This window comes from Metabacillus niabensis (genome assembly GCF_902829255.1).
Lineage (GTDB): Bacteria > Bacillota > Bacilli > Bacillales > Bacillaceae > Metabacillus > Metabacillus niabensis.
On sequence record NZ_CADEPK010000001.1, the window covers coordinates 43,099 to 68,112 of the forward strand.

Here is a 25,014-nt window from a genome sequence, read left to right on the forward strand (position 1 = left end):
GGGATGTACGCATCTTTTTTATCTGATTCATGTTTGGTTATTTAACCGTTGTGTAAATGGACAACTTTATATCATTTTAAGCAAAGCATCTTTTCCTGCCATTCCAACTTCAATTCCGTACTTTTCAGCCTCATATGTTACTGATTCTAACGGTGCTTCAAGCAATTGTTCAATCGTTCTAACACCGACTGCTCTTCCAGCAATAATCCCACGATCCTTCAGTTTTTCATTTAATAAACCGACATCTAGAGCTCCACACATGATATACCCTTTTTCATTCGTTATCGCCATAAAATTTGTTTTTGGTAAAGCAATTGTAATCGCTGTAAACTGATTCCCGTCTATAACAATTGGCGTCATCGTTACCATATGCTCATACACTCCTTTCATTACTATATCTCTATGAGTGCATAAGTAATACGTGTAGATAAAACGCCTATGAAATTAAGGTTTTTTTGCCAATTGCCATGCTAATAAATCTCTCAATAATTCTGGCATATAAAATATTTTTTCCTTCGCATGGCTTATTGCAGGATATAGTGGCCCTAACGTAAACATATCCACGGTTGCCACTGCATATGTTTTTTCGGGATTGATCGGTTCTCCATGAACAAGTACTTCCGTAACATGCTGTTTCCCATCTTCTAATGTATCAGTTTGGATATCAATTCCCTCGTAAACCATTCTTCCCATTACTTTCCCTCTAAATCCTAACCCTTTTAATTGAAGATGCTCCATTTTTTCCTCTCTAGCTTGAACAATAACCTCTTTCAACACATCTCCCTTTAAATAAACCTTACATGGATTAATTGGGTGTGGACAAATTCGATGCAAGTCCTTCTTTGTTATCGGACCTTTCAATAAAGGCTCTAGTAACATTCCTGAATTAACCATAGCCACTTCACCATCACACCAATCTAATAATGCTTGGACTAAAAGTTGTGGGAAAGGGGACTCTCGAAACCAATCAAGCGGCAAATCTTTATCGATAACAGCAACAACTTCTGATAAGGTTGATTCACTTTTTACCATTTCCTTATTCAGCCATGATGCAGTTTCTTCGCAATACTCGACTTCCTCTTCCATCGGATAGACTTCAGCCTCACGTTGTACAATCTCTTTTTTGTGTGGATTGATTGTAAATGAGATATGACCGATATATTGTCCGTATTTACCAGCACCAGCAAGTAATGTACCATTCATTTCCTTCCCTTTTTGTAAAACATGATGTGTATGACCACCGATAATAATATCAATTTCTGGAAATTCTTTTGCGATGATTTCGTCATCAGTAATACCTAAATGAGAGAGGAGAATGATCAGATCAGCCTGATCTTTTACTTGATTGACCGTTTCTAATAAGCTCTGAAATGGGTCTTTTATTTGCCAGCCAAGTAACTCATAAAACTTCTCATAAAAAACCGTCACACCTAGGACAGCTATGCTCATACCATTTTCCAGATTCATCATTTGATAAGGAACAACCCATGACGGCCGCTCCCCTAACTCAGTGTAAAGATTCGATAATACGATAGGAAATGTTGCATGATCATACAATGTATCTAAATCATCATGGGCAAACGTAATTCCTTCATTATTGCCTATTGTCGCTGCATCATAATGAAGACGATTTAATAATTCGACATTTGCCTTCCCATGAGTCGCCTCTGTTATTGGATGAAATCTATCAGCATGATCTCCGATATCAAAGAGAAGCATCGTTTCATTATTTTGCTTATGTATGTCTCTCTTCTTATTTAAGAAATGGGCAATTTTAGGCCAATTTTCAAAATGACTATGTAAATCATTCGTATGATATAGGTGAATGGTTTCTAGCATGTCTCTCTCCCCTTTTCCATAAAGCATTTATGAAAAACGATCAGATTGGATTCAATGTCCAAGCTTTTATACTTTTTTAATCTATGAGCTATGTTCAAGCATATTGGTAATTTAGTGGATAGGTTTAGTGCCAACGTAAAAGGATTATCCATGGTTGGCTCACGCACTAAAAACCTCCCTCTTTAGCGAAATAACCGCAAAGAAAATAAACGTTTACGCTTAATAAGCCCTCTAATTATCATGTTAAGCCAGTCAATCCTTCATAAATTAGCTTTAATCCGACAATAATTAATACAATTCTTAATAGGGTGATAATTGTTTTACCCTTTAGCTTCGTATTGATAAGAGCACCAAATTTCCCTCCAAACCATGCACCTGGTACTAATATCGCCGCAAATAACCAATCAATATTTCCCAAAGCTATATGTGTAATCGAGCCTGTTGCAGAGGATAGGAAAATAATAAACATCGATGTCGCAACAGCTATATGTGGAGGAAACATAAATAATAAAACCATTGCAGGAACCATTAATGCTCCACCACCTATGCCAAATAGCCCGGATATAAATCCTACTACAAAAGCAATGACAATACCCAATATCGGTCGATAAGCATAAGTAAGCTCTTCTCCTTCCTCTCCAAAATAGGTCCGAACCACCTTTTTGCCTGGTCTTTCCTTTGCTTTTGGCAGTTTATCTCTCACCATTAAAATGATCGATATGAAGATCATAAACAAGCCAAACCATAATGAAAATGAGGATGAATTGAAAAACTTATTCACATAAGCTCCGATAATTCCACCTGGTCCACTTCCAATAAAGAAGATAAGACCACTTTTATAATCAACTTTTTTATACTTCATATAGGTCAACGTAGAGGAAAGACCAGTGAAAATAACAACTAATAATGATGTACCAACAGCAACCTGTGGTGATACATCATCAAATGCGGAAAAATAACTACCGAGTGTTAATAGCATCGGAACAACAATAATTCCTCCACCTAAACCAACAATACTACCAATCGTTCCTGCTATTAACCCAACGATTAATAAAATAATCCATTCCATTTTATAAGTTAACGCTCCTCTATATCACTAAACAGACTTAGTTGCTTCTCAGCAAGTCCGTCATAGGAGATGTCTAATAAATTCACCATCATTTTGGCATTATCTGCTGCATCTCCACCTGAATTATTATTAAATAACATATAAATTGTTTCTGTTTGCTCCTGTAGCTTTTGAATATGTTGTTTCCATTCAAGTAACTCTTCCTCATTATAGCGATACAAATAACGTACATCACGCCAATTGTCACCAGAGGAAGGTTTATTCCATCCATGAACATTTCGTCCATGAAGACGAATTAACGTTTTCTTAGAATCAGTTGGATGAAGAACAGTCGGAATGGATCGTTCACCAGCCTGTGGCTCATCAACAATACTATGAATCCAGTTTTCAGCTTTCATAAACGCTAATGTTTTATCATAAAACTCCCCTGAAAACCAAGTTCGATTCCGAAACTCAAGCGCTACATCAAAATCACCCATTTGTTCTCTACACCATTTTAAATACGTAACATTTTCCTTCGTACAAGCAAACCATGGTGGAAACTGAAAGAGAACCATTGCTAATTTATTTGATGTTCGAATAGGTTTTATCGATTGAATAAATGCATGAAACATTTCCTGTTTATTTGCAAATGGGATATCCCCACGTAAATGCCCTGTCATGCCTTGATATGCTTTTACAACAAATTGAAACGCATCCGGCGTATCCCGCAGCCACTTCACAATATTGCGCTCAGGCTGAATCGCATAAAAGCTCGTATCAATTTCAACTGTAGGAAAATGTGCTGAATATTCTTTTAATTTATTCGTTGAACTCGTTTTAAGCGGATAAAGAGAATCATGATCTCCCCACCCTGTTAATCCGATTTGTATTAATGTCACGTAAAAATCAACCTCATTATGTATAGATTGTTTCTATTCATAATATACCACGTAAACAGCAGTTAGAACATTGTTGCGCTTCCTTATGACCTATTGTCTGCAAGATTGAATCGTTCATCCATGATTTGTTGAAAGAATAAAATAGTCGAGGAAATAAGAAGTAATGTGGGATAAACTAAAATAAATGGGCTGACAAAAGAGATTGTCAGCCCATTTATTATTAACCGATAGAACCTTCCATTTCGAACTTAATTAGACGGTTCATTTCAACTGCATATTCCATTGGAAGCTCTTTTGTAAATGGCTCGATGAAGCCCATTACGATCATTTCAGTTGCTTCTTCTTCTGAAATACCACGGCTCATAAGGTAGAATAATTGCTCTTCAGAAACCTTAGAAACCTTTGCTTCGTGCTCAAGAGAAATATTGTCGTTTAAAATCTCATTGTATGGAATTGTATCTGATGTTGATTGGTTATCCATAATGAGTGTATCACATTCAATATTTGATCTTGCACCATCTGCTTTACGTCCAAAATGAACGATACCGCGGTATGTTACTTTACCACCTTGTTTCGAAATTGATTTTGAAACGATGGTTGAAGATGTATTAGGAGCTAGGTGAATCATCTTAGCACCAGCATCTTGATGTTGACCTTTACCAGCAATGGCAATTGATAACGTCATACCACGTGCACCTTCACCTTTTAAGATGACAGCAGGGTATTTCATTGTTAATTTTGAACCAATGTTTCCATCAATCCATTCCATTGTTGCGTTTGCTTCACAAACGGCACGCTTTGTCACTAGATTGAATACATTGTTTGCCCAGTTTTGAATCGTTGTATAACGGCAATAGCCGCCATCCTTAACGATAATTTCAACAACCGCACTGTGTAATGAATTCGTTGTATAAACAGGAGCTGTACAACCTTCAACATAGTGAACATGTGCGCCTTCGTCAACAATGATTAATGTACGCTCAAATTGTCCCATATTTTCTGAGTTAATCCGGAAGTAAGCTTGTAATGGTGTATCAACCTTTACACCTTTTGGTACGTAGATAAATGATCCACCAGACCATACAGCAGAGTTTAATGCTGCAAATTTATTATCAGTCGGTGGGATAACTTTTCCAAAATGCTCACGGAAAATATCCTCATTCTCTTTTAATGCTGTATCCGTATCCTTGAAAACAATTCCAAGCTCTTCAAGGTCTTCCTTCATATTATGGTATACAACCTCTGATTCATATTGCGCAGATACACCTGCTAAATATTTTTGTTCAGCCTCTGGAATTCCTAATTTATCAAATGTAGCTTTAATTTCCTCAGGAACTTCATCCCATGAACGCTCAGATTTTTCCGATGGTTTTACGTAGTACGTAATTTCATCGAAGTTTAATGATGCTAAATCTCCACCCCATTGAGGCATTGGCATCTTATAAAAATTATCTAAAGATTTTAAACGGAAATCTAGCATCCATTGTGGTTCAGATTTCATACGAGAAATTTCTTCAACGATTTCTTTCGTTAATCCTCGTTCAGAACGGAAGATGGAGACATCCTTATCAGCAAATCCATATTTGTAATCGCCGATTTCTGGTGCTTTTTTAGCCATCTACATTCACTCCTATCTAGTTAGAATTAAGGGCAATCCCTTATTTATTCGTCTTTGCTTTTAACGCCCTTTTCCATAGCCTTCCAAGCTAAAGTGGCACATTTAATGCGAGCCGGAAATTTCGTAACACCTTGCAATGCTTCAATGTCACCTAAATCAATATCACCTTCATACTCTTTACCTAACATCATGTCAGAAAAGATTTCTGAAAGCTTTAACGCTTGCTCTAACGTTTTTCCTTTAATTGCTTGAGTCATCATTGATGCCGATGACATTGAAATGGAGCAGCCTTCACCTTCAAACTTTGCATCCTTGACAACATCACCATCAAGGTCAAGGGTTAAGCGTATCCGGTCTCCACAAGTCGGATTATTCATATCAATTGTAAGACTATCATCAAGAACACCTTTATTACGTGGGTTCTTGTAATGATCCATAATGACCTGACGGTAGAGGGTGTCAAGATTAATTTGATTAGACATTACCGAAGTACTCCTTTGTTTTAATTATCCCTGCAACTAATTTATCAACTTCATCCTCAGTATTATACAAGTAAAAGCTCGCTCTTGCTGTAGCCGATACCTTTAACCATTTCATTAGAGGCTGTGCACAATGATGTCCCGCACGGACTGCAATCCCTTCAGCATCCAATACAGTTGCTACATCATGTGGATGAACATCCTCTATATTAAAAGTAACTAAACCAGCACGATGCTTTGGTCCATAAATCGTTAGTCCATCAATTTTACTAAGTTGCTCTAAAGCATATTGTGCAATCTTATGCTCATGTGCTTCAATGTTTTCCAAACCAATTTGCTCGAGAAAATCAATTGCAGCTGCTAAGCCAATGGCACCAGCGATGATCGGAGTTCCTGCTTCAAACTTCCAAGGTAGCTCTTTCCAAGAGGATTCTTGCAGCCCAACAAAGTCAATCATCTCGCCACCAAACTCAATTGGTTCCATCTTTTCAAGCAATTCCTTTTTACCATACAATACACCGATACCAGTTGGCGCACACATTTTATGCCCTGAAAAGGCAAAGAAATCACAGTCTAAATCTTGAACATCAATTTTCATATGTGGTGTGCTTTGCGCACCGTCTACAACCATGATTGCCCCATGCTTATGAGCTATTTTAGCAATTTCTTTTACAGGGTTGATCGTACCGAGTACATTTGAAACGTGCATAACAGAAACGATTTTAGTATTAGCAGTAACCGTTGCTTCGACATCACTTAATTCAATTGTACCGTCTTCCTGTAAAGGGATATATTTTAACGTCGCTCCAGTTACTTTTGCAACCTGTTGCCAAGGAATCACATTCGCATGATGCTCCATGTAGGTGATGACAATTTCATCACCAGCTTTAACATTCGTTAATCCATAGCTTTGGGCAACAATATTTAATCCAGTTGTTGCCCCACGAGTAAAGATAATTTCCTGTGTTGATTTAGCACCAATGAACTTTCTTACCTTTTCACGAGCACCTTCATATCCATCTGTTGCTCTCGTTCCTAATGTATGCACTCCGCGGTGAACATTAGAATTATATTCTCGATAATAGGTAGAAACAGCTTCAATGACAGCTTGTGGCTTTTGAGAGGTTGCTGCACTATCTAAGTAAACAAGGTCTTTCCCATTTACTTGTTGGTCCAAAATCGGAAAATGTGAACGAATATCACGGATATCCATTATTGAACTTTCCTTTCGATAACCTCAACCAACTGCTTTTTCACACCTTCGATTGGTAGTTCATTAACAACCGGTGCTAAGAAGCCATGAATAACAAGTCGCTCTGCCTCAGATTTCGGAATACCACGACTCATTAAATAATAAAGCTGAATTGGGTCAACACGACCAACTGAAGCAGCATGTCCCGCTGTTACATCATCTTCATCAATTAAAAGAATAGGGTTAGCATCTCCACGTGCTTTTTCACTTAACATTAGCACACGAGATTCTTGCTCAGCATTTGATTTTGTTGCACCATGCTCGATTTTTCCAATTCCATTAAAAATAGATGATGCGCTATCCTTCATAACACCGTGTTTTAAAATATATCCTTCTGAGTGTTTTCCGAAATGGACAACCTTTGTAGTAAAGTTTTGCTTTTGCTCTCCACGACCAACGACAACTGATTTTGTATCACCGAAAGAACCGTCACCAATTAGGTTTGTTACATTTTCAGAAATCGTATCACCGTCATTCATTAATCCTAATGCCCATTCGATTCGAGCATCTCGTCCAGCAACACCACGGCGGTTTACATAAGTTGTAATGCCTTTTGCAAGTGTATCAACTGCTCCATACGTAATTCGGGCATTTGTATTAGCAAAAACCTCAGAAATAATATTAAATACTCCAATTTCTGTTTCAACTGTTGAAATATAGTTTTCAACATATATGACAGAGCTGTTATCTTCAGCCACTACAATTACATGGTTAAATAATGTTGTTTCTGGATTATCGTGGACAAATACCGAATGAATTGGTTCAGAAACTTCCACATTTTTAGGAACATACACAAATACTCCACCATTAAATAACGCTGCATGTAAAGCAGTTAAACGGTGCTCGTCAACCTTGACACCGTCTGTCATGAAGTATTTTTGTACTAAATCAGAGTGTTCACGTGCTGCAGTATGAATATCAGTTAAAATAACACCTTTGTCTTTTAATTCATCTGATAAAACAGTATAAGCAGCAGTGTTATTTATTTGAACATATAAATTATTTGTAGCAGATTCAATATCAATCAATGCTTTTACATCTTCATGTAATTCATTTAATGATTGAATTTTGTTGCTTGTTACTGTATGCTGGCTGAAATTTGTAAAATTCCATTTATCGATTTTTGTTTTATCCGGTCTTGGCATCGGAAGATCTTCTGCTTTTGCAAGAGCATCTAAGCGTAGATTTTTGAGCCAATCCGGTTCACTAAGCTGTGCTGAAAAGCTAGTGATATAATCCTGATTGAAAGTTTTCGTTTCCATCTATCTCTACTCCCCTTTACGCTTAAGCTTCTTGTTCAACAGTTTCGTCTTCAATACCTAATTCTTGTTTAATCCAGTCATATCCTTCTGCTTCTAAACGTTGAGCTAGCTCAGCTCCACCTGATTTCACAACACGACCTTGCATCATTACGTGAACTTTATCAGGTGTAATGTAATTTAATAAACGTTGATAGTGAGTAATCATTAAGCAACCAAAATCCTCACTTCTCATTTTGTTAATACCTTTTGCAACAATTTTTAACGCATCGATATCTAGACCTGAGTCAATCTCATCAAGAATTGCAATTTTTGGTTCAATCATCATTAATTGAAGAATTTCATTACGTTTTTTCTCTCCGCCAGAGAAACCTTCGTTTAAATAACGTTGTGCCATATCTGGATCCATTTCTAGCTCTTCCATGTTTGCATCCATTTTACGAATGAATTTCATTAATGAAATTTCATCGCCTTCTTCACGGCGAGAGTTAATTGCTGAGCGTAAGAATTCTGCATTCGTTACCCCGCTAATTTCACTTGGGTATTGCATTGCTAAAAATAGACCTGCACGTGCACGCTCGTCTACTTCCATTTCAAGAACATCTTCACCATCTAATGTAATGCTTCCTTTAGTCACCTCATATTTAGGGTGTCCCATAATTGCAGATGATAAAGTTGATTTTCCTGTTCCGTTAGGTCCCATAATTGCATGGAACTCTCCGCCTTTTATTTCAAGATTTACACCCTTCAAAATTTCTTTCCCATCAATTTCTACGTGTAAATCCTTTATGATTAATGTAGAACCTGCCATAATGTTACCTCCATAATATATAAAATTTACTATTCTCACTTTATTCTCATTCTAATATTATAACAAATGAAAAGTGAACACAACCTTTAAGGATTATGGTCGATTTATGTCGGGATATGCCCACTTTTCTCTTGATTATGTGAGAAGTGATTAAGCAGTAGCAGTAGGTTACCTTTTCTAAATTTTTTTGTAAAGCTATTTTTTCATTTTTTTCACACTCTAAATAGTTTTCACTTCCATAAAAAAAACATTCTCTCACATTGAAATAAAAGAATGTCATTAAAAATAAAGAAAAAAGATGTCTTAAAAGGATAAGACATCAAATAATAAAGGTTTATTTTTTCATTTTTCTTTCCACTTCGGCATATATTAATTGACTCTTACGATAGTCCTCTTCACGATTTTTTTCAACGCTTATTCTTTTTTCATGGTGTAATGCGTATTCTGCATATCCCATTCCATGTGAATGATGCATCGCTTTTTCCATATCAGCTGTGTAATGGAGGTCTAGCTGATTTGAGTGAATAACAATCAATCCCTTCGTTTGCTTTCTCATTTAAAAGCTTATCAGGAATAAAAAGATAACTCAAAGACTGTAAGATTTCATTACATTTATTCACATATAATATCGAGGCATTTCGTTAGATTCTCATGCAGTTTTTAAAGAATTCCGACAATATACTCTGAAATGCTCCTGTTATAGGGAAGATTTTAAATAAGAAAAGCTATGCAAAAGGATTTGCTAAAAACAGGCTTACTTTTTAGATAAAATAAAAACCTGGACCAAGGTTGTTGTTAACCACATGATCCAGGTTTTATATTTGAAAATTAGTCCTTAGCTAAATTTTCGTATTTAGCCCTTTACATACTTTCGTTTTATTCAGTTACAGGAATAACTGAGTCTTTGTATTCTGACTTAATAAAGTCTTGAATTTCTTTAGATTTTAAAACTTCAACAAGCTTTTTAATGTTTTCATTATTTTCATCTTCTTTACGAACAACAATTAAGTTCGCTGGTACAACGTCACTACCTTCAAAGGCAATACCTTCTTCAAGATTTACGTCACCTTCAAGAGCATAGTTAGCATTGATAACGACAGCGTCACCTTCACCATTTTCAAATGAAGTTGCTAAAAGCTTTGCCTCAATACGTGTTGAAAAATCTAGATTTTTAGGATTTTCAACGATGTCCTCAACTCTTGCATTTTCACCAACGCCTTCTTTAAGCTTAATTAAACCAGCTTTTTCAAAGATAGGCAGAATTCGACCTTGGTCACTATCAGATGTACTAATAATAATTTCAGCACCTTCAGGAAGCTCTTCTAATGACTTGTATTTCTTAGAATAAATACCGATTGGTTCTTTATGAATTTCCCCAACACTTACAAAATCATAGCCCTTTTCTTCCATTTCTAAAGCCAAGTATCCAGGTGTTTGGAAGTAGTTTGCATCAAGCTCACCAGCTTCTAACGTTTTATTCGGTAATATATAATCTTGGAAAACTTTCACTTCAAGTTCAATACCTTCATCAGCTAAAATTGGTTTTGCTTTTTCTAGAATTTGCGCATGTGGAACAGCAGATGCACCGACAACTAGTTTGTTGGATTCTTCTTTGGAAGCTCCTTTTTCCCCATTACCGCAGGCAGCTAATACGACTAATAATAATGCTGTTAATAGAAGAGATAATTTCTTTTTCATTATTGTTTCCTCCTAAAATGTTTTTTTCTATCGTTTATCAATTATCTTAGTGAATACATCACCAATTATTTGAATGATAAATACAATGATTAAAATCAGAACAGTAGCAACAAAGGTTAATAACGTATTATTTCCTTGGAATCCTTCAAGATAAGCAAAATTCCCTAGTCCTCCTGCACCGATGACTCCTGCCATTGCGGTATAGCTAACTAACGCAATCGCTGTTACGGTTATACCCGAAATTAAGGCTGGAAGAGCTTCGGGTATTAACACCTTAAAGATAATTTCAAAATTAGATGCACCCATTGAATGAGAGGCTTCAATGACCCCTTTATCAATTTCTCTTAGAGCAATTTCTACCATTCTCGCATAGAATGGAGCAGAACCTATGATAAGTGCAGGCAATGCAGCATTGGCACCTAACATTGAGCCTACGAGTGCTTTTGTGAAAGGAATTAGTAGGACAATTAAAATAATAAATGGGATGGATCGGAATATATTAACGAATGTCGCAATAATTAAGTTAATAAAACGGTTTTCCCACATGTTACCTTTACCAGTTAAAAATAAGAGCAACCCTAATATAAGACCTAACACAAACGTTATGAAAACAGAGATAACCGTCATGTAAAGTGTTTCGATCGTTGCAGCTAGTAAATCTTCCCACTTAAGTAATTCCAACCATTCATTCATTTTCAACCACCTCCACTCCTATTTTGTTTTCCTTAATGAAGGCTATTGCTTGATTGATAATCGCTTCTTCCCCTTGTAATTGAACGAATAATGTTCCATATGCGCCATTTTGTGTTTGCGAAATCTTCCCTTGTAAAATATTCACATTTATATCAAATTGACGGACAAGATTCGTAATAAGTGGCTGTTCTGTTGAATCCCCAATAAAAGAAAGCTTAATCACTTTTCCATCTGGATAATGTTCTAATAATTGTTCAATAGTTTCCTCTGGTTCATTATCCTGGTTAAGGAACCTTTTTGTAATCGGCTGCTGCGGATTTTTAAATAGCTCGAGAACCTCTCCTTGCTCAACGATGCTACCAGCTTCAATGACAGCAACTCTATTACAAATCTTTCTTATAACATGCATTTCATGTGTAATTAAGACGATCGTCAGCCCAAGTCGTTTATTGATATCAACGAGTAAATCTAAAATAGAATCCGTTGTTTGTGGGTCTAATGCTGACGTAGCCTCATCACATAGTAATACCTTAGGATTGTTCGCTAGCGCTCTTGCAATCCCCACTCTTTGTTTTTGTCCACCACTTAGCTGAGATGGATAAGAGTCTTCACGACCTTCAAGACCAACAAGCTTAATTAATTCGTCAACACGTCTTTTTCTTTCTAGCTTTTTCACTCCAGCAATTTCTAAAGGAAATGAGATGTTTTCACGGACTGTTCTCGACCATAGTAAATTGAAGTGTTGAAAAATCATACTAATTTCTAAACGCGCTTTTCGAAGTTCTGCTCCACGGATTGAATCAATTCTCTTTCCAGCAACGGTTATATTTCCACTCGTTGGCTTCTCTAATCCATTCAATAATCGGATCAATGAACTTTTTCCAGCACCACTATAACCGATGACACCAAAAATTTCGCCCTTTTCAATCTCTAAATTGACATTATTTACGGCCTTAACTTCACCAGTTTTTGTATGATAAACCTTATTTACGTTTTCTAAAGTAATCAAGTTGTTCACCTTCTTCCAAACTTTTTCTCACCCTGCAATATTTGATAAATCCTTATTATAGTATCCAAATAAAGCAAAAAGCCTTTCTGCATGGGAACAGAAAGGCACAGTAAATTGTCCTTTCTCCCATCTTTCAAAGCAAAAAGCTTTGCGTGAATTGGCACCATTTCAGCAAAAACTGACGGTTGCCGGGCTTCATAGGGCACTTCCCTCCACCTCTCTTGATAAGAGAACAAAATTATATTGTAAAAAATCAATTTTTCAATTACGAATAGTATGTTTGTGATTCTAACAATATTTTTTCTTTATGTCAATTGATTTTTTCTTTAACTTCAGCAAAAAAAGAATGATTCAACACGTTGCCAATAATCAGCAATTTATTGTGAATCATCCTTTTATCAAAAAGATTATTTACTTTTTAACCCTGTCGCTTGATAAATCGCTTGCTCAAGGTCATCGATAATATCTTCAATATGCTCAATTCCAACAGATAATCGAATTAAGTCCTCTGTCACACCAGAGCTTTTTAAATCTTCTGCACCTAATTGCTGATGAGTTGTACTCGCAGGATGGATGATTAAGCTTTTGGCATCTCCGACATTTGCAACATGTGACCATAGCTCTACATTATTAATCACCTTCGCCCCTGCCTCACGTCCACCTTTAATACCAAACACAATAACTGAGCCAGCTCCATTTGGTAAATATTTTTCTGCTAAAGCTTTTGCAGGGTGATCGTCTAATTCCGGATATAATACCCATTCAACCGCAGGGTGTTGCTGTAAATATTTCACCATTTTTCTAGTATTCGCAATATGCTCCTTCATTCGAACATGCAATGTTTCTAAACCTAGACTAAATTGAAATGAATTATAAGGACTGATTGCTGGACCTAAATCTCTTAGTAGTTGAACCCTTGCTTTGATAATAAATGCTTGTTCACCTAAAGCTTCAGCATATACTAAATCATGATAGCTTGGGTCTGGTGTTGTAAAACCAGGGAATTTAGGGCTATTCCAGTCAAATTTCCCTCCGTCAACAATAACTCCACCAAGTGTCGTCCCATTTCCTAACAACCACTTTGTTGCGGAATGAACGACGATGTCAGCTCCATGCTCTATCGGTCTACATAAAAATGGTGTTGCAAACGTATTATCAACGATTAGAGGAATTCCTGCTTCATGCGCAATATTAGCAACTGCCTCAAAATCTAAAATATCTAAGCTAGGATTTCCTATTGTCTCTGCGAAAATCGCCTTCGTTTTATCTGTAATTGCTACCCGGAAATTTTCCGGATTTTTCGGATCTACAAAATTCGTTTTAATCCCATACTTAGGCAATGTATTTGCGAATAAATTATATGTACCACCATATAATGTCGAAGCCGATACGATCTCATCTCCTGCACCTGCAATGTTTAAAATCGAAAGAGTAATTGCCGCCATACCACTTGAAACTGCTAAGCTGCCAATCCCTCCTTCTAATTCGGCAATTCTTTCTTCAAAAACAGTTGATGTAGGATTATGGATTCTTGTATAAATATACCCTTGTTCCTTTAAACCAAAAAGATTTGCAGCATGCTCTGTATCATTGAATACATATGCATTTGATTGATAAATTGGTACTGACCTTGCACCAGTTGTTGCATCCTTTTTTAAACCACCGTGTATCGTCACTGTTTCCGGACGATATTTTTTCTCTGTCATAAATCGTTCCTCCCCTTAGAAACTTTAAATAGTAGTCAGCTTATTAGCCTAATGTTAGAATAATCGCAATATTCGATTGATTTCGGCTATTTTAATAGTAAACGATTTCAGATGCAATATTCAATAGAAACAGTTCAACTTAATTTAATGATTGCCTCTAATCTTAAGTAGTCACGGTAGGAACCTTTCATTTGAATTTTTCCAAAGGAGATCGATTGTTTAAGGCTTACTGCATTTAGAAGAACTTCCTCAATATCGTTTATTCTTCCTTCTAAGACGAAATGAACATTTCCAATCGGTTCATAAACCTTCCTTGCTCCATTTGAAGAAAGCTCTATATAAAAACTTGTTTGTTGTACAGGCTTTATTTCAATTAGCAACGTTTTTTTCAATAAAATCGCTATTAATGATTTTGCTTTATTCACATTTGCAATAAATGTATTTGCACACATAAAAAAACCTCCCAATGCTCAATTAAGTTAATGTATAACTTCATTGAAATTTGGAAGATTCCTTTAAAAATAAGTCGACAGTTTCTGTCTGTTTTTTCATCATTTGTTGCTTTCTAAATATTTCCCGAGAAATATGTCAATATTCCGTTTGGACAAACCTAAAAATCGCTATATTTTGTAGCATTCACACGAAAGCCTTTAATGTTTCGTATAAAAATCCGACAGACTGAAATGCATATATCTTATCTTTAACTTCTCCATCTCTTATAACGAGCAAACATGGAACACTTTCAATCTCAAGCTCCACAGCTTCATTCGGGTAGAAATTTAAGTTTACCGATTGAATCTGAAGAGTTGGTAAAAGTTCTTCGACAACCTGAATCATACGCTTTGCGAGCTGACAGGTTCCACACATTGGAGTATATAAATATAACAACATAAGTCCTTCATTTTGGATGTTAAGCTGTTTCTCTTTCCATTCAATCATATCAAAAACTAATTACCTTTCTATAAATATTTTGCATTCACATCTATATTAGCACTTAGTAATACGGAAGCAACATGATGGTCAGGTGCTGTTGCAACCTCTCGATATGCTCTATCAATATAAATATGTGATGCCTCTGGAAGCTCGCGTTTAAATTGTTTTCGCAAGCGATCTCCCGCGTCATCTGCATCAACTAAAATATAAACATCCTTTAAAAATAGCCTATCAATTAATTCATCTAATTTCGCCATACTAATTGTGCCATTTGTACAAATAATTTCAACTGGCTCATTTATAACATTCAAAACTTTCTTTTTGTCAGATTTCCCTTCTACAATCAATACCTTTTCAACCTCAACTAATGACATAAACATCACCTGTTTTTTATAGTAAAGTTCTTTCTATAAACTATTCGATATGTTGAGGTTGTTTCCTTTATTTTTTGTTATTTCCTTATGGGGACTGTCCCCATTTTAAAAATAACAAGAAGAAACGACCCATTGTTTATAAAACAAGGGCCAGACCCCTTTATTTGGGGTCAGACCCTATTCATGTTAGTTTAGCACCAGCCGTTTTCATCGTCACAATCGACATATTTTTCATCCTTTTTTGATGGAACATCAGCATACTGATAAAAACGGCTATTTTGAAATTCGTATCCTTGTTTAAGGTTATATTGATTTTCTGAAACCATTTGACCAATCTTTTCAGATTCTAGATAAAGATTTAATTGCCCATCGGTAAATTTTCCGACGACACGATCTGTAATATCCAAACGCTGCTTCTCAAAAGACATATGGACACCCTCCTTTACCTATTTGTAGGGTGTCCATAAATAGATGACATCATGCGATTAGTCTTGATTTGTCATTTTTTCATATTGCTCAGCAGTCATTAAATTGTCAACATCTGCTATGTTACTTGGCTCTATAACAACCATCCAAGCTTTTTCATATGGAGATTCATTAACAAATTCTGGATTGTCATCCAACTCTTCATTTATTTCGACAACCTTACCACTAATTGGTGCATATAGCTCTGAAACCGTTTTGACAGACTCTACACTTCCAAATGGCTCGTTCGCTTTAATCTCAGCACCAATCTCTGGTAATTCAACGAATACGATATCACCAAGTTCTGATTGAGCAAATTCAGTAATCCCAATACGGACTTTGTCCCCTTCTACCTTTACCCACTCATGTTCCTCAGAATAACGAAGTTCCTTCGGTGTACTCATGTTTATAACCTCCTACAATAAATTTTTTTCATTTACTGCAAATTACGATTTATACTCGTTGTACAAAATCGTAGTACAGTATACAAGAACAATTACTTTGCTGCCCATGTTTGCTCATATTGTTCTTCTTTAAAGCCAATCGTGACATCATCTTCACTTACAGCAATAGGTCTCTTCAATAACATTCCATTTGAGGCCAATACTTCTATCATTTCTACCTCTGACATTGAAGCTAATTTGTCCTTTAATCCAAGCTCGCGATATTTTTGTCCACTTGTATTAAAAAACTTTTTAATTTCTAATCCACTCTTCTTTATAAAGGATGCAACTTCTTCCTTCGTTGGTGGATTTTCAACAATATGTATTTCGTTAAATTCTATATTATGTTCTTCTAACCATTTCTTTGCCTTTCGACACGTACTGCATTTAGGATACCAATAAAAGTTTAATGACATACGTTCACCACCTATTCCTTCACTATATGTCTAATATTTTATCATATCTTATTTCACAAAACGAATGAGAAGTAATACAGATGGTTTACTATAATTCATACCGATATCAATGGGGATTAAAAAAGATGGCCCCGGAACAGTACCGAGGCCATCTACTAAGTGCATAAAGGACTTTTTATTAACTGTCTATTTTTAAGGGTACAGTTCAAATTTTTGGTAAAAGGTTTTTTAAAACAAATTTTATAATAATAAAGCTTTCACTGCGTTTCTTCTTACTCTACCGTAACACTCTTAGCAAGATTACGTGGTTTATCAACATCACAGCCACGGTGTAATGCTGCGTAGTAAGAAATAAGTTGAAGTGGTACAACAGCAACTAATGGAGCTAACTCGGCTTGAATGCTTGGAAGAACGAAACGGTCATCCTCTTCTTCAAGACCCTTCATAGAAATGATACATGGGTTTGCTCCACGTGCAACAACTTCTTTCACGTTACCGCGAATACTTAAGTTAACATGCTCTTGAGTTGATAGAGCGATGATTGGTGTTCCATTTTCAATTAAGGCAATTGTTCCGTGCTTAAGCTCGCCTCCAGCGAAACCTTCAGCTTGAATATAAGAAATTTCTTTTAACTTCAATGCACCTTCAAGGCCGACATAATAGTCAACAGAACGACCGATAAAGAAGGCATTTCTTGTTGTTGATAAATATTCCGTAGCAATTGCTTCCATTTCTTCTTTTTGACCACAAAGAACATCCATAGCATTTGCAATAATACCTAGTTCTTTTGTTAAGTCAAATTCTAAAGATTGACCTTTTCCATTCGCTGCTACTGCCGCTAAAATTGATAATACAGCTAATTGTGCAGTGTATGCCTTTGTTGAAGCAACGGCAATTTCAGGACCAGCATGTAAGAGCATAGTGAAATCAGCTTCACGTGATAAAGTAGATCCTGGAACGTTTGTAATTGTTAATGCCTTATGACCAAGCTCTTTAATTTGTACAAGAACTGCACGGCTATCTGCTGTTTCACCACTTTGTGAAATAAAGATAAATAATGGTTTAGCAGAAAGTAATGGCATATTGTATGAGAATTCACTTGCGATATGAACCTCAACTGGGATTTTCGCCCAACCTTCAATAAATTGTTTTCCAACTAATCCAGCATGATAGCTTGTTCCTGCTGCAATGATATAAATACGGTCTGAACTATTAACAGCATCGATAATTTCTTTATCAACTGTTAATCCACCATTTTCAGTGCGATACTTTTCAACGATTCGTCTAATAACGACTGGTTGCTCGTCAATTTCTTTCAACATGTAATGAGGATATGTGCCCTTTTCAATGTCGCTTGCGTCAAGCTCAGCTTTGTAAGGAGCACGTTCAATCACATTTCCTTGTAAATCTTTAATTGTAACAGATGTACGTTCAACGAAGACCATCTCTTTGTCCATAATCTCCAAGTATTGGTCTGTAACATGTAACATTGCCATTGCATCAGAAGCTACAACATTAAACTCATCACCAAGACCTACAAGAAGTGGACTTTTGTTTTTTGCTACATAAATCATATCAGGGTTTTGCTCATCTAATAATGCGATCGCATAAGATCCCTTTAAGATTGATAACGTTTGACGGAACGCTTCCTCAACCTCTAATCCTTTTGCAACAAATTGATCAATAACTTGAACAACAACTTCTGTATCTGTATCACTAGTTAATTGAACATCTTGTAAATATTCACGTTTTAAAATCGCGTAGTTTTCGATAACACCATTATGAACAATCGTAAAACGACTAGAAGCACTTTGATGTGGATGTGCATTGACACGACTTGGCACACCATGTGTTGCCCAACGTGTATGACCAATTCCAGTATGAGCTTCTACCTTCTCATCTACGATCTCACGAAGCTCTGCAATACGGCCTTTTTCTTTAAACGTATGCACTCCATCTTTATTCATTACAGCGATTCCTGCTGAATCATATCCACGATACTCTAATTTTTCTAAACCTTTTAATAAAATATCCTTAGAGTCTTGTTGTCCAATAAATCCTACTATTCCGCACATATACGTTTCCTCCCATTGGTGTTCCAAGGGACAGGACGTCATTTAATCGGAGACATTCACTGTCCCCTCACACATGTTTATCATTATTTTTTGGAAGGCTACGTTTTTCCCTTTGTACAAAAAGTTGCCTCTTTGGTTTAAGGAAAAACTTACGGCTGTAACCAACAACCGGGAGGCATCCGCCGAAATTTCGATAACCTCCATCCTCGTCAACTAAGTTTTTTACGTTCACTTAGTTCAGGCGCTTTAATTATTAATAATAATCTAACCTACTACCCACCTTTCTATTTACAAAAATACAAATTTAATGATACAACAGAACAAATTACTTCGTCAATGACTTTTCCAACCTAAACATTTTTTGTTAAGAACTCTTAACACAATTAACATATGATCATACAAAATAACTTGTTAATAAAAAAGGCGGGAATCCCCGCCCTTTCACATTATTCTAATCCCATCTCAGCCTTTACTACAGAAACAATTCGGTCTACATATTCACGACATAATTCTTCTGTTGGTGCCTCAGCCATTACACGTACTAATGGCTCTGTACCAGATGGACGAACTAAAATACGGCCATTGCCATCCATCTCTTTTTCAACCTCTTCAATGACTGCCTTTACCTTTTCGTTTTCTGTTACACGGTGTTTATCAGTTACTTTTACATTGATCAATAATTGTGGATATTTTTTCATTTCATTTGCTAATTCTGATAACTTTTTGCCTGTACGTTTCATAATATTAACTAGCTGTAATCCAGTTAATAATCCATCACCGGTTGTATTATAATCTAAGAAAATAATATGTCCCGATTGCTCGCCACCAAGGTTATAATCATTTACTTTCATTTCCTCGACAACGTAGCGGTCGCCAACTGCAGTTGGTACACTCTTAATTTCATATTCCTCAAGTGCCTTATAAAAGCCTAGGTTACTCATTACAGTTGAAACTACTGTGTTTTTCTTAAGGCGACCTTCACTGTTTAAGAATTTAGCACAAATATACATAATTTGGTCACCATCAACAATGTCACCATTTTCATCTACTGCAATCAAACGGTCACCATCTCCATCAAAAGCAAGACCAATATCGGCATTCTTTTCCTTTAAAAAGGATGCCAATGCCTCAGGATGTGTTGAACCTACCCCGTCATTAATATTTAAACCATTAGGTGAAGTCCCCATCGTTGAAACATCCGCTTCTAAGTCTGCAAATAAATGAGTAGCTAATGATGAAGTTGCTCCATGAGCACAATCTAGCGCAATATGAATACCAGTAAAATCTTCATCCACTGTCTGTTTTAAAAATTGAAGATATTTTTGACCACCTTCGAAGTAATCATTTACTTGCCCTAAATGTTCCCCAATAGGTCTTGGTAAAGTATCTTCTTCTTGATCCATTAACGCTTCAATTTCGTTCTCTTGCTCATCTGAAAGTTTAAAACCATCTGGTCCAAAGTATTTTATTCCATTATCCTGAACTGGATTATGGGAAGCTGATATCATAACACCAGCTTGAGCTCCTAGTGCCTTCGTTAAATATGCAACACCTGGTGTTGAAATAACGCCTAAACGCATAACTTCAGCGCCAATAGATAGCAAACCAGCTACAAGAGCTCCTTCTAACATATGCCCTGAAATACGAGTGTCACGACCGATTATCACCTTTGGTCTTTCTGTATCTTTCGTTAAAACATATCCACCAAATCGGCCAATTTTAAATGCTAATTCCGGTGTTAGTTCACTATTCGCAACTCCGCGTACACCATCTGTTCCAAAATACTTTCCCATTGGTTTCGCTCCTTTATTCCACGCCTTGTGAGGCTGAAGATATTTTCACTTTTACTTTTTTCTTTTGTAATGACCACGTGATGTTTTGCGGACCATTTACCTTCACTTCCACTTCATGCTCTCCATCACTTAGGTCTGTTAGATCGACATATAGCTCTACATCAGATTCTTTTATATCCTTTATAACATTAGGTGCTCCTAATATAGTTACATCCATTTCACCAGTTTCTGGCTCAAGAAATTCTACTGTCTTTCCATCTGTTAAGCTAACCGCATTAATCGGCTGATCTGAAAACACCTTTTCTTCCTGTTCATCTACATTAATTTCTAATTTTACCTTTTCGGGTGTCACTTTCGTTACTCCCTCTGGTAATGGCACATCTACCTCTAAAACAGTATCCTTTGTTATCTTGCTTAAATCGACAGTTATGCCATCAATGAATTCAAGCTTATTGATAACATCCTCTGGACCAAAAACAGTAATTTCCTTAGTTTCAGATTCGATACTTGATATGCTCAAGCCTTCCTTCAACTCGCCCTCCCTAATAATTTTAAACGGTAAATCTCTGCTCGGGCTTTTAATCGGAACTGTAACATCAACAACGGATGGCTCCACTTCAACAGGTATTACTTCTCCTTCTCTATCATAAACAGTTATCGTTGACTCTCGATTAATCGTTTCATTTCCACCTTGAAGGTCCACTTTAGCTTTAACACTTGAGATTTCCTCAATAATATCCTCTGATGCGGTTATTTGAATACTTTTTGGACTTACTATCGGCTTATCTGACAGGTAGCCTTCTTCTAATTGATTTTCATTTAAAAGATCTACCCCTACTTCAAAGTCCTTTGTAACCTTTTCCTCTATTGTAACTGTGATTACCGAAGGCTTAATGCTAACCTTTAAATCATCAGCAATATCCTTATATTGAAGCCTTACTTGGTGTGTACCAATCGATAGATTTGATAAATCGGCATATACCTCGAAATCTCTTAGCTGTCTTGCCTTTGTTATAGAAGCTGTTGCTCCCTGTAAATTAACTTCAACTGACTCTGGTATTCCCGTTACAACTAGGTTTTCTTGATCAAAGTATGGGATGACAGGTACATCTGTGACAGTAGTCTCATCTGAAAATACGGTCGTCGATGCCCCAGCATTTGATGCACCTTGTTTATCTTCTGAGTTAGATTCTATGTTAACAGAAGCATATAACATCAATGCCAAAAATAGCGCTATGATTCTCATTACCCAACGATTATCAAATAGCTTATCCATTTTTCTTTCCCCTCCATTGCCAACGGTTTGAGGAAACAGTTTTTGTTGTTGAAACTAACTCTCTTTCTAATATTTCCCTTAAATTTTCCTGTGATAAATTGCGGTGAAGCTCACCATTTCTAGCTACAGATACATTTCCTGTCTCTTCAGAAACAATGATTGTAAGACTATCCGTTACCTCACTTATTCCTAACGCAGCTCGATGTCTTGTACCAAGTTCCTTCGAGATAAATGGACTCTCAGAAAGAGGTAAATAACATGCCGCTGCAGCAATTTGATTTTTTTGAATAATCACAGCACCGTCATGTAGCGGTGTATTAGGAATAAAAATATTTATTAGCAACTCTGAGGAAATCAATGAATTTAATGGAATCCCCGTCTCGATATAGTCACCCATTCCTGTCTCTTTCTCAATTGTCATCAAAGCACCGATTCGTCGCTTTGCCATGTAATCTGTTGCTTTCACGATTGCTTCTACAGTAACTTCTAAACTGTCTTCTCCAGGTAAACCACCTCGAGAAAATAATCGCCCTCTACCTAGCTGTTCTAACGCTCTGCGCAGCTCTGGTTGGAAAATGATAATAATGGCTAGAAATCCCCATGTTAGTGCTTGGTCCATCAACCATTGTAATGTTTTTAACCCCAAGTAATGACTTAACATGCGGACTACGATTATTACTGTAATTCCTTTTAATAGCTGTACAGCCTTAGTTCCCCTTGCAACCATAATTAATTTATAAATAACATACCATACAAGGAGAATATCAACAGCTATGCCGAGGTAATGTAATACTGGTATGTCCTCATATCCCATTCACTCGTCCTCCATGAGTTTCACTCTTTATATGTAGAAAAAGCACAATCAAAATAAGGATATTAGATAGCAAATAGCTTTATTATCTAATGAATTATTTCTTCCTGTACTATATTTTAAATTACATGCATCTTATTATATCATTAGTAAAATAAAAAAGTAAAAAAGGCCACCAAATGATGACCTGGATTTTTAGCTAAAAACATTTATGACATCTTTAGAAATTGATTTTATATGGTACCATAACCACTCAAACATCTCATCAACTTCCTCAATATCCCCTGTCACTTGCCCTGCTGAGGCTAAATATTTTTCTCCGTTTATAACTGTTACGTCTCCTTCAATTTTCCCCTCGATCAAGAGAGTTCCATTTTTAACAGTTACATCTCCCTTAACAACCTCTCCTTCAGGGACAGTCACTTTGCTATTCTCTACCACAAGATTAGATTGTTTTGAAACACTAAAGTGTTTATCTTCGTTCCATGCTGAAAACAAACTACCAGTCATCAGAAGGACAAACAATGAAGCTGCTGCCAATAATGGATGACCCTTTAACCAGCGATTCCAAGAAACTCTTTTCTTCTCTTTAGGAAGTTTGTTCATTACAGCCTGTGTAAAATCCATCGGAGCTTCAATATGGGATGTACTTTGAACAAGGGCAACAGCCTTTTCAAGCTCATGGAAATGTTGTGAGCAATCTTTACAAGTGTGTAAATGTTCTTTTAGCTTCTCTTCCTCTACACTAGTTAGCTCTTGATCCATGTATCTATGCAAAAGCTGAACATTTTCTGAAGAACAGCTCATATATCTCACCTCATTATAAATGCCTTAATTGCTTCCTTAATGCTTCTCGTCCTCTATGAATCCTCGTTTTCACTGTCCCTACTGGAATATCTAATATATCGCTAATCTCCTTAAGTGGAAGCTCATCAATATATTTAAGGACGATAACAGTACGATATTTATCAGGAAGCTTTAAGATTTCATTTTGTATCGTATTTTGAAGCTCCATTGTTTCAAGTTCATCTTCTGGTAAAACTACATCTGCTGCAACTTGCGAATACATTGTTAAGCCATCAGTACCAGACACTTCTGCATCTAAATAATAATCAGGCTTCTTTTTTCGTATTCTGTCAATTGAAAGGTTTGTTGCAATTCTGTATAACCAAGTAGAAAACTTTTTATTCATATCATAAGTATGAATATTAACATATGCACGAATAAAAGCCTCCTGAGCAATGTCCTCTGCCTCATGTGCATTACCAAGCATCCGATAGCATAATTGGTAGATTTTATCTTTATAAAGATCTACAATTTCAGCAAATGCATTCTGGTCGCCTTTTCTTACCTGTTTAATTCGTTTCTTTACTAACGTTTCCATTTTCCATACCTCCGCACTCTGCGGGTCTCTTTATATACGTTTAGAAATTCATTTGGTTTCAATATTTTTTTATTTTTTTCAATCTGTTTTAGTACAGTTTATATTAAACAAAGAAATGTTCATTTCCCAATTTGTTTTAAAATGTCTTTTATTAAAAAATATCGAATAGTTCCATTTTAGCAAATTTTGGTGTATATAGGGAACCTTTTTATGATAACTAAACATTATAAAGAGAAAAATGATCGGAAGAAAATTACTAAGTCAAAACACCAGAACATTATTGGTAGACATAGTATATGAAAGAATACTTATTCATTTGCATTTCATCAAAATATTTAAAGACAAATAAAAAAACCATAAACTATCATTATGGTTTGAATGTCATGTTGTAATTAAATTTAATTATGGTGGAGCCTAGCGGGATCGAACCGCTGACCTCCTGCGTGCAAAGCAGGCGCTCTCCCAGCTGAGCTAAGGCCCCGATATTAAGAAGTAGTTTTTGGAGCGGAAGACGGGATTCGAACCCGCGACCCCCACCTTGGCAAGGTGGTGTTCTACCACTGAACTACTTCCGCAAAAATGAGCCATGAAGGACTCGAACCTTCGACCCTCTGATTAAAAGTCAGATGCTCTACCAACTGAGCTAATGGCTCTAAAAATGGCTGGGCTAGCTGGATTCGAACCAACGAATGACGGAGTCAAAGTCCGTTGCCTTACCACTTGGCTATAG

The 25,014-nt window shown here is 36.3% G+C and carries 27 protein-coding genes, 3 tRNA genes and 1 riboswitch; of the genes, 1 reads left to right on the plus strand and 29 read right to left on the minus strand.

Annotated features, from left to right (window positions below):
- Nucleotides 1-66: 66 nt before the first annotated feature.
- From HU235_RS00225 to HU235_RS00320, 20 genes are all read right to left on the minus strand, one after another.
- On the minus strand, nt 67-369 hold the full coding sequence (locus HU235_RS00225; protein WP_095297483.1) for a YunC family protein: 303 nt from the start codon (nt 367-369) through the stop codon (nt 67-69).
- Between the two features lie 75 nt (nt 370-444).
- Nucleotides 445-1,839, minus strand: coding sequence for a bifunctional metallophosphatase/5'-nucleotidase (locus tag HU235_RS00230; RefSeq protein ID WP_174879052.1), 1,395 nt, complete (start codon nt 1,837-1,839; stop codon nt 445-447).
- Between the two features lie 238 nt (nt 1,840-2,077).
- Nucleotides 2,078-2,908, minus strand: a complete 831-nt coding sequence (locus HU235_RS00235) for a sulfite exporter TauE/SafE family protein (protein ID WP_174879053.1) — start codon at nt 2,906-2,908, stop codon at nt 2,078-2,080.
- A gap of 8 nt (nt 2,909-2,916) precedes the next feature.
- The gene (locus tag HU235_RS00240) at nt 2,917-3,789 is read right to left on the minus strand and encodes a DUF72 domain-containing protein (protein ID WP_174879054.1); all 873 of its coding nucleotides are present in this window, start codon (nt 3,787-3,789) and stop codon (nt 2,917-2,919) included.
- Nucleotides 3,790-4,009: 220 nt separating this feature from the next.
- Nucleotides 4,010-5,407: a Fe-S cluster assembly protein SufB gene (gene sufB / locus HU235_RS00245; RefSeq protein ID WP_095297475.1), complete on the minus strand. Its 1,398-nt coding sequence runs from the start codon at nt 5,405-5,407 to the stop codon at nt 4,010-4,012.
- 44 nt (nt 5,408-5,451) lie between these two features.
- Entirely contained in the window at nt 5,452-5,889 is a 438-nt protein-coding gene (sufU, locus tag HU235_RS00250) for a Fe-S cluster assembly sulfur transfer protein SufU (protein WP_095297473.1), read from the minus strand.
- Entirely contained in the window at nt 5,882-7,099 is a 1,218-nt protein-coding gene (locus HU235_RS00255; RefSeq protein WP_174879055.1) for a cysteine desulfurase, read from the minus strand. The genes sufU and HU235_RS00255 overlap by 8 nt, the downstream gene beginning before the upstream one ends.
- Nucleotides 7,099-8,400 carry a Fe-S cluster assembly protein SufD gene (sufD, locus tag HU235_RS00260; protein WP_174879056.1) on the minus strand — a complete coding sequence of 434 codons (1,302 nt, stop codon included), beginning with the start codon at nt 8,398-8,400 and terminating at the stop codon, nt 7,099-7,101. The genes HU235_RS00255 and sufD overlap by 1 nt, the downstream gene beginning before the upstream one ends.
- Nucleotides 8,401-8,422: 22 nt before the next feature.
- Nucleotides 8,423-9,208, minus strand: a complete 786-nt coding sequence (gene sufC, locus HU235_RS00265) for a Fe-S cluster assembly ATPase SufC (RefSeq protein ID WP_174879057.1) — start codon at nt 9,206-9,208, stop codon at nt 8,423-8,425.
- A gap of 334 nt (nt 9,209-9,542) precedes the next feature.
- Complete coding sequence (locus tag HU235_RS00270) at nt 9,543-9,764, minus strand: hypothetical protein (RefSeq protein WP_095297465.1); 222 nt, start codon at nt 9,762-9,764, stop codon at nt 9,543-9,545.
- A 320-nt stretch (nt 9,765-10,084) separates the two neighbouring features.
- Entirely contained in the window at nt 10,085-10,906 is an 822-nt protein-coding gene (locus tag HU235_RS00275) for a MetQ/NlpA family ABC transporter substrate-binding protein (RefSeq protein WP_095297463.1), read from the minus strand.
- A gap of 27 nt (nt 10,907-10,933) precedes the next feature.
- Entirely contained in the window at nt 10,934-11,599 is a 666-nt protein-coding gene (locus HU235_RS00280; RefSeq protein WP_095297462.1) for a methionine ABC transporter permease, read from the minus strand.
- Entirely contained in the window at nt 11,592-12,608 is a 1,017-nt protein-coding gene (locus HU235_RS00285; protein WP_174879058.1) for a methionine ABC transporter ATP-binding protein, read from the minus strand. Before HU235_RS00285 ends, HU235_RS00280 begins: the two co-directional genes overlap by 8 nt.
- 123 nt (nt 12,609-12,731) lie before the next feature.
- A riboswitch (SAM riboswitch) is annotated at nt 12,732-12,839 on the minus strand.
- Between the two features lie 176 nt (nt 12,840-13,015).
- Nucleotides 13,016-14,314, minus strand: coding sequence for an O-acetylhomoserine aminocarboxypropyltransferase/cysteine synthase family protein (locus tag HU235_RS00290; protein WP_174879059.1), 1,299 nt, complete (start codon nt 14,312-14,314; stop codon nt 13,016-13,018).
- Nucleotides 14,315-14,448: 134 nt separating this feature from the next.
- Nucleotides 14,449-14,766, minus strand: coding sequence for an SCP2 sterol-binding domain-containing protein (locus HU235_RS00295; RefSeq protein WP_095297459.1), 318 nt, complete (start codon nt 14,764-14,766; stop codon nt 14,449-14,451).
- A 184-nt stretch (nt 14,767-14,950) separates the two neighbouring features.
- Nucleotides 14,951-15,253 (minus strand): thioredoxin family protein, encoded by a 303-nt coding sequence (locus tag HU235_RS00300; protein WP_145581400.1) that lies wholly within the window; start codon nt 15,251-15,253, stop codon nt 14,951-14,953.
- Between the two features lie 20 nt (nt 15,254-15,273).
- Nucleotides 15,274-15,621 (minus strand): toprim domain-containing protein, encoded by a 348-nt coding sequence (locus HU235_RS00305; RefSeq protein WP_095297453.1) that lies wholly within the window; start codon nt 15,619-15,621, stop codon nt 15,274-15,276.
- 191 nt (nt 15,622-15,812) lie between these two features.
- On the minus strand, nt 15,813-16,049 hold the full coding sequence (locus tag HU235_RS00310; protein WP_174879060.1) for a YusG family protein: 237 nt from the start codon (nt 16,047-16,049) through the stop codon (nt 15,813-15,815).
- 57 nt (nt 16,050-16,106) lie between these two features.
- The gene (gene gcvH, locus HU235_RS00315; RefSeq protein WP_095297447.1) at nt 16,107-16,490 is read right to left on the minus strand and encodes a glycine cleavage system protein GcvH; all 384 of its coding nucleotides are present in this window, start codon (nt 16,488-16,490) and stop codon (nt 16,107-16,109) included.
- Nucleotides 16,491-16,582: 92 nt separating this feature from the next.
- Nucleotides 16,583-16,945, minus strand: coding sequence for an arsenate reductase family protein (locus tag HU235_RS00320; protein ID WP_145581399.1), 363 nt, complete (start codon nt 16,943-16,945; stop codon nt 16,583-16,585).
- 80 nt (nt 16,946-17,025) lie between these two features.
- Between HU235_RS00320 and HU235_RS25360 the strand changes: the two genes are divergently transcribed.
- The gene (locus tag HU235_RS25360) at nt 17,026-17,112 is read left to right on the plus strand and encodes an IS3 family transposase (RefSeq protein WP_325100930.1); all 87 of its coding nucleotides are present in this window, start codon (nt 17,026-17,028) and stop codon (nt 17,110-17,112) included.
- Between the two features lie 105 nt (nt 17,113-17,217).
- Here the strand turns inward: HU235_RS25360 and glmS are convergent, their stop codons facing one another.
- The 9 genes from glmS to HU235_RS00365 form a co-directional block, all read right to left on the minus strand.
- A complete protein-coding gene (glmS, locus tag HU235_RS00325) occupies nt 17,218-19,020 on the minus strand; it encodes a glutamine--fructose-6-phosphate transaminase (isomerizing) (protein ID WP_174879061.1) in 1,803 nt (600 codons plus the stop codon).
- Between the two features lie 446 nt (nt 19,021-19,466).
- On the minus strand, nt 19,467-20,813 hold the full coding sequence (gene glmM / locus HU235_RS00330) for a phosphoglucosamine mutase (RefSeq protein WP_174879062.1): 1,347 nt from the start codon (nt 20,811-20,813) through the stop codon (nt 19,467-19,469).
- 13 nt (nt 20,814-20,826) lie between these two features.
- Nucleotides 20,827-22,089: a CdaR family protein gene (locus HU235_RS00335; RefSeq protein WP_174879063.1), complete on the minus strand. Its 1,263-nt coding sequence runs from the start codon at nt 22,087-22,089 to the stop codon at nt 20,827-20,829.
- Nucleotides 22,082-22,903, minus strand: coding sequence for a diadenylate cyclase CdaA (cdaA, locus tag HU235_RS00340; protein ID WP_095303206.1), 822 nt, complete (start codon nt 22,901-22,903; stop codon nt 22,082-22,084). The genes HU235_RS00335 and cdaA overlap by 8 nt, the downstream gene beginning before the upstream one ends.
- A 192-nt stretch (nt 22,904-23,095) precedes the next feature.
- Complete coding sequence (rsiW, locus tag HU235_RS00345; protein WP_095303207.1) at nt 23,096-23,707, minus strand: anti-sigma-W factor RsiW; 612 nt, start codon at nt 23,705-23,707, stop codon at nt 23,096-23,098.
- 13 nt (nt 23,708-23,720) lie between these two features.
- Nucleotides 23,721-24,284 (minus strand): RNA polymerase sigma factor SigW, encoded by a 564-nt coding sequence (gene sigW, locus HU235_RS00350; RefSeq protein WP_095303208.1) that lies wholly within the window; start codon nt 24,282-24,284, stop codon nt 23,721-23,723.
- A 405-nt stretch (nt 24,285-24,689) separates the two neighbouring features.
- Nucleotides 24,690-24,765 (minus strand) — tRNA-Ala (locus HU235_RS00355).
- Nucleotides 24,766-24,784: 19 nt separating this feature from the next.
- Nucleotides 24,785-24,859, minus strand: a tRNA-Gly gene (locus HU235_RS00360).
- Nucleotides 24,860-24,864: 5 nt separating this feature from the next.
- Nucleotides 24,865-24,937 (minus strand) — tRNA-Lys (locus tag HU235_RS00365).
- Between the last annotated feature and the right edge of the window lie 77 nt (nt 24,938-25,014).

What these genes read in the sequence shown, in the direction of transcription:
- HU235_RS00305 (WP_095297453.1), bottom strand. Translation starts at nt 15,621, where the DNA reads ATGTCATTAGTTGAGGTTGAAAAGGTATTGATTGTAGAAGGGAAATCT.
- cdaA (WP_095303206.1), bottom strand. Translation starts at nt 22,903, where the DNA reads ATGGGATATGAGGACATACCAGTATTACATTACCTCGGCATAGCTGTT.
- glmS (WP_174879061.1), bottom strand. Translation starts at nt 19,020, where the DNA reads ATGTGCGGAATAGTAGGATTTATTGGACAACAAGACTCTAAGGATATT.
- HU235_RS25360 (WP_325100930.1), top strand. Translation starts at nt 17,026, where the DNA reads ATGGTTTACTATAATTCATACCGATATCAATGGGGATTAAAAAAGATG.
- sufB (WP_095297475.1), bottom strand. Translation starts at nt 5,407, where the DNA reads ATGGCTAAAAAAGCACCAGAAATCGGCGATTACAAATATGGATTTGCT.
- HU235_RS00295 (WP_095297459.1), bottom strand. Translation starts at nt 14,766, where the DNA reads ATGTGTGCAAATACATTTATTGCAAATGTGAATAAAGCAAAATCATTA.
- sufD (WP_174879056.1), bottom strand. Translation starts at nt 8,400, where the DNA reads ATGGAAACGAAAACTTTCAATCAGGATTATATCACTAGCTTTTCAGCA.
- HU235_RS00335 (WP_174879063.1), bottom strand. Translation starts at nt 22,089, where the DNA reads ATGGATAAGCTATTTGATAATCGTTGGGTAATGAGAATCATAGCGCTA.
- HU235_RS00225 (WP_095297483.1), bottom strand. Translation starts at nt 369, where the DNA reads ATGGTAACGATGACGCCAATTGTTATAGACGGGAATCAGTTTACAGCG.
- gcvH (WP_095297447.1), bottom strand. Translation starts at nt 16,490, where the DNA reads ATGAGTACACCGAAGGAACTTCGTTATTCTGAGGAACATGAGTGGGTA.
- HU235_RS00280 (WP_095297462.1), bottom strand. Translation starts at nt 11,599, where the DNA reads ATGAATGAATGGTTGGAATTACTTAAGTGGGAAGATTTACTAGCTGCA.
- rsiW (WP_095303207.1), bottom strand. Translation starts at nt 23,707, where the DNA reads ATGAGCTGTTCTTCAGAAAATGTTCAGCTTTTGCATAGATACATGGAT.
- HU235_RS00310 (WP_174879060.1), bottom strand. Translation starts at nt 16,049, where the DNA reads ATGTCTTTTGAGAAGCAGCGTTTGGATATTACAGATCGTGTCGTCGGA.
- HU235_RS00230 (WP_174879052.1), bottom strand. Translation starts at nt 1,839, where the DNA reads ATGCTAGAAACCATTCACCTATATCATACGAATGATTTACATAGTCAT.
- sufU (WP_095297473.1), bottom strand. Translation starts at nt 5,889, where the DNA reads ATGTCTAATCAAATTAATCTTGACACCCTCTACCGTCAGGTCATTATG.
- HU235_RS00270 (WP_095297465.1), bottom strand. Translation starts at nt 9,764, where the DNA reads ATGAGAAAGCAAACGAAGGGATTGATTGTTATTCACTCAAATCAGCTA.
- HU235_RS00290 (WP_174879059.1), bottom strand. Translation starts at nt 14,314, where the DNA reads ATGACAGAGAAAAAATATCGTCCGGAAACAGTGACGATACACGGTGGT.
- HU235_RS00235 (WP_174879053.1), bottom strand. Translation starts at nt 2,908, where the DNA reads ATGGAATGGATTATTTTATTAATCGTTGGGTTAATAGCAGGAACGATT.
- HU235_RS00275 (WP_095297463.1), bottom strand. Translation starts at nt 10,906, where the DNA reads ATGAAAAAGAAATTATCTCTTCTATTAACAGCATTATTATTAGTCGTA.
- glmM (WP_174879062.1), bottom strand. Translation starts at nt 20,813, where the DNA reads ATGGGAAAGTATTTTGGAACAGATGGTGTACGCGGAGTTGCGAATAGT.
- HU235_RS00255 (WP_174879055.1), bottom strand. Translation starts at nt 7,099, where the DNA reads ATGGATATCCGTGATATTCGTTCACATTTTCCGATTTTGGACCAACAA.
- sufC (WP_174879057.1), bottom strand. Translation starts at nt 9,208, where the DNA reads ATGGCAGGTTCTACATTAATCATAAAGGATTTACACGTAGAAATTGAT.
- HU235_RS00300 (WP_145581400.1), bottom strand. Translation starts at nt 15,253, where the DNA reads ATGATTGAATGGAAAGAGAAACAGCTTAACATCCAAAATGAAGGACTT.
- sigW (WP_095303208.1), bottom strand. Translation starts at nt 24,284, where the DNA reads ATGGAAACGTTAGTAAAGAAACGAATTAAACAGGTAAGAAAAGGCGAC.
- HU235_RS00320 (WP_145581399.1), bottom strand. Translation starts at nt 16,945, where the DNA reads ATGTCATTAAACTTTTATTGGTATCCTAAATGCAGTACGTGTCGAAAG.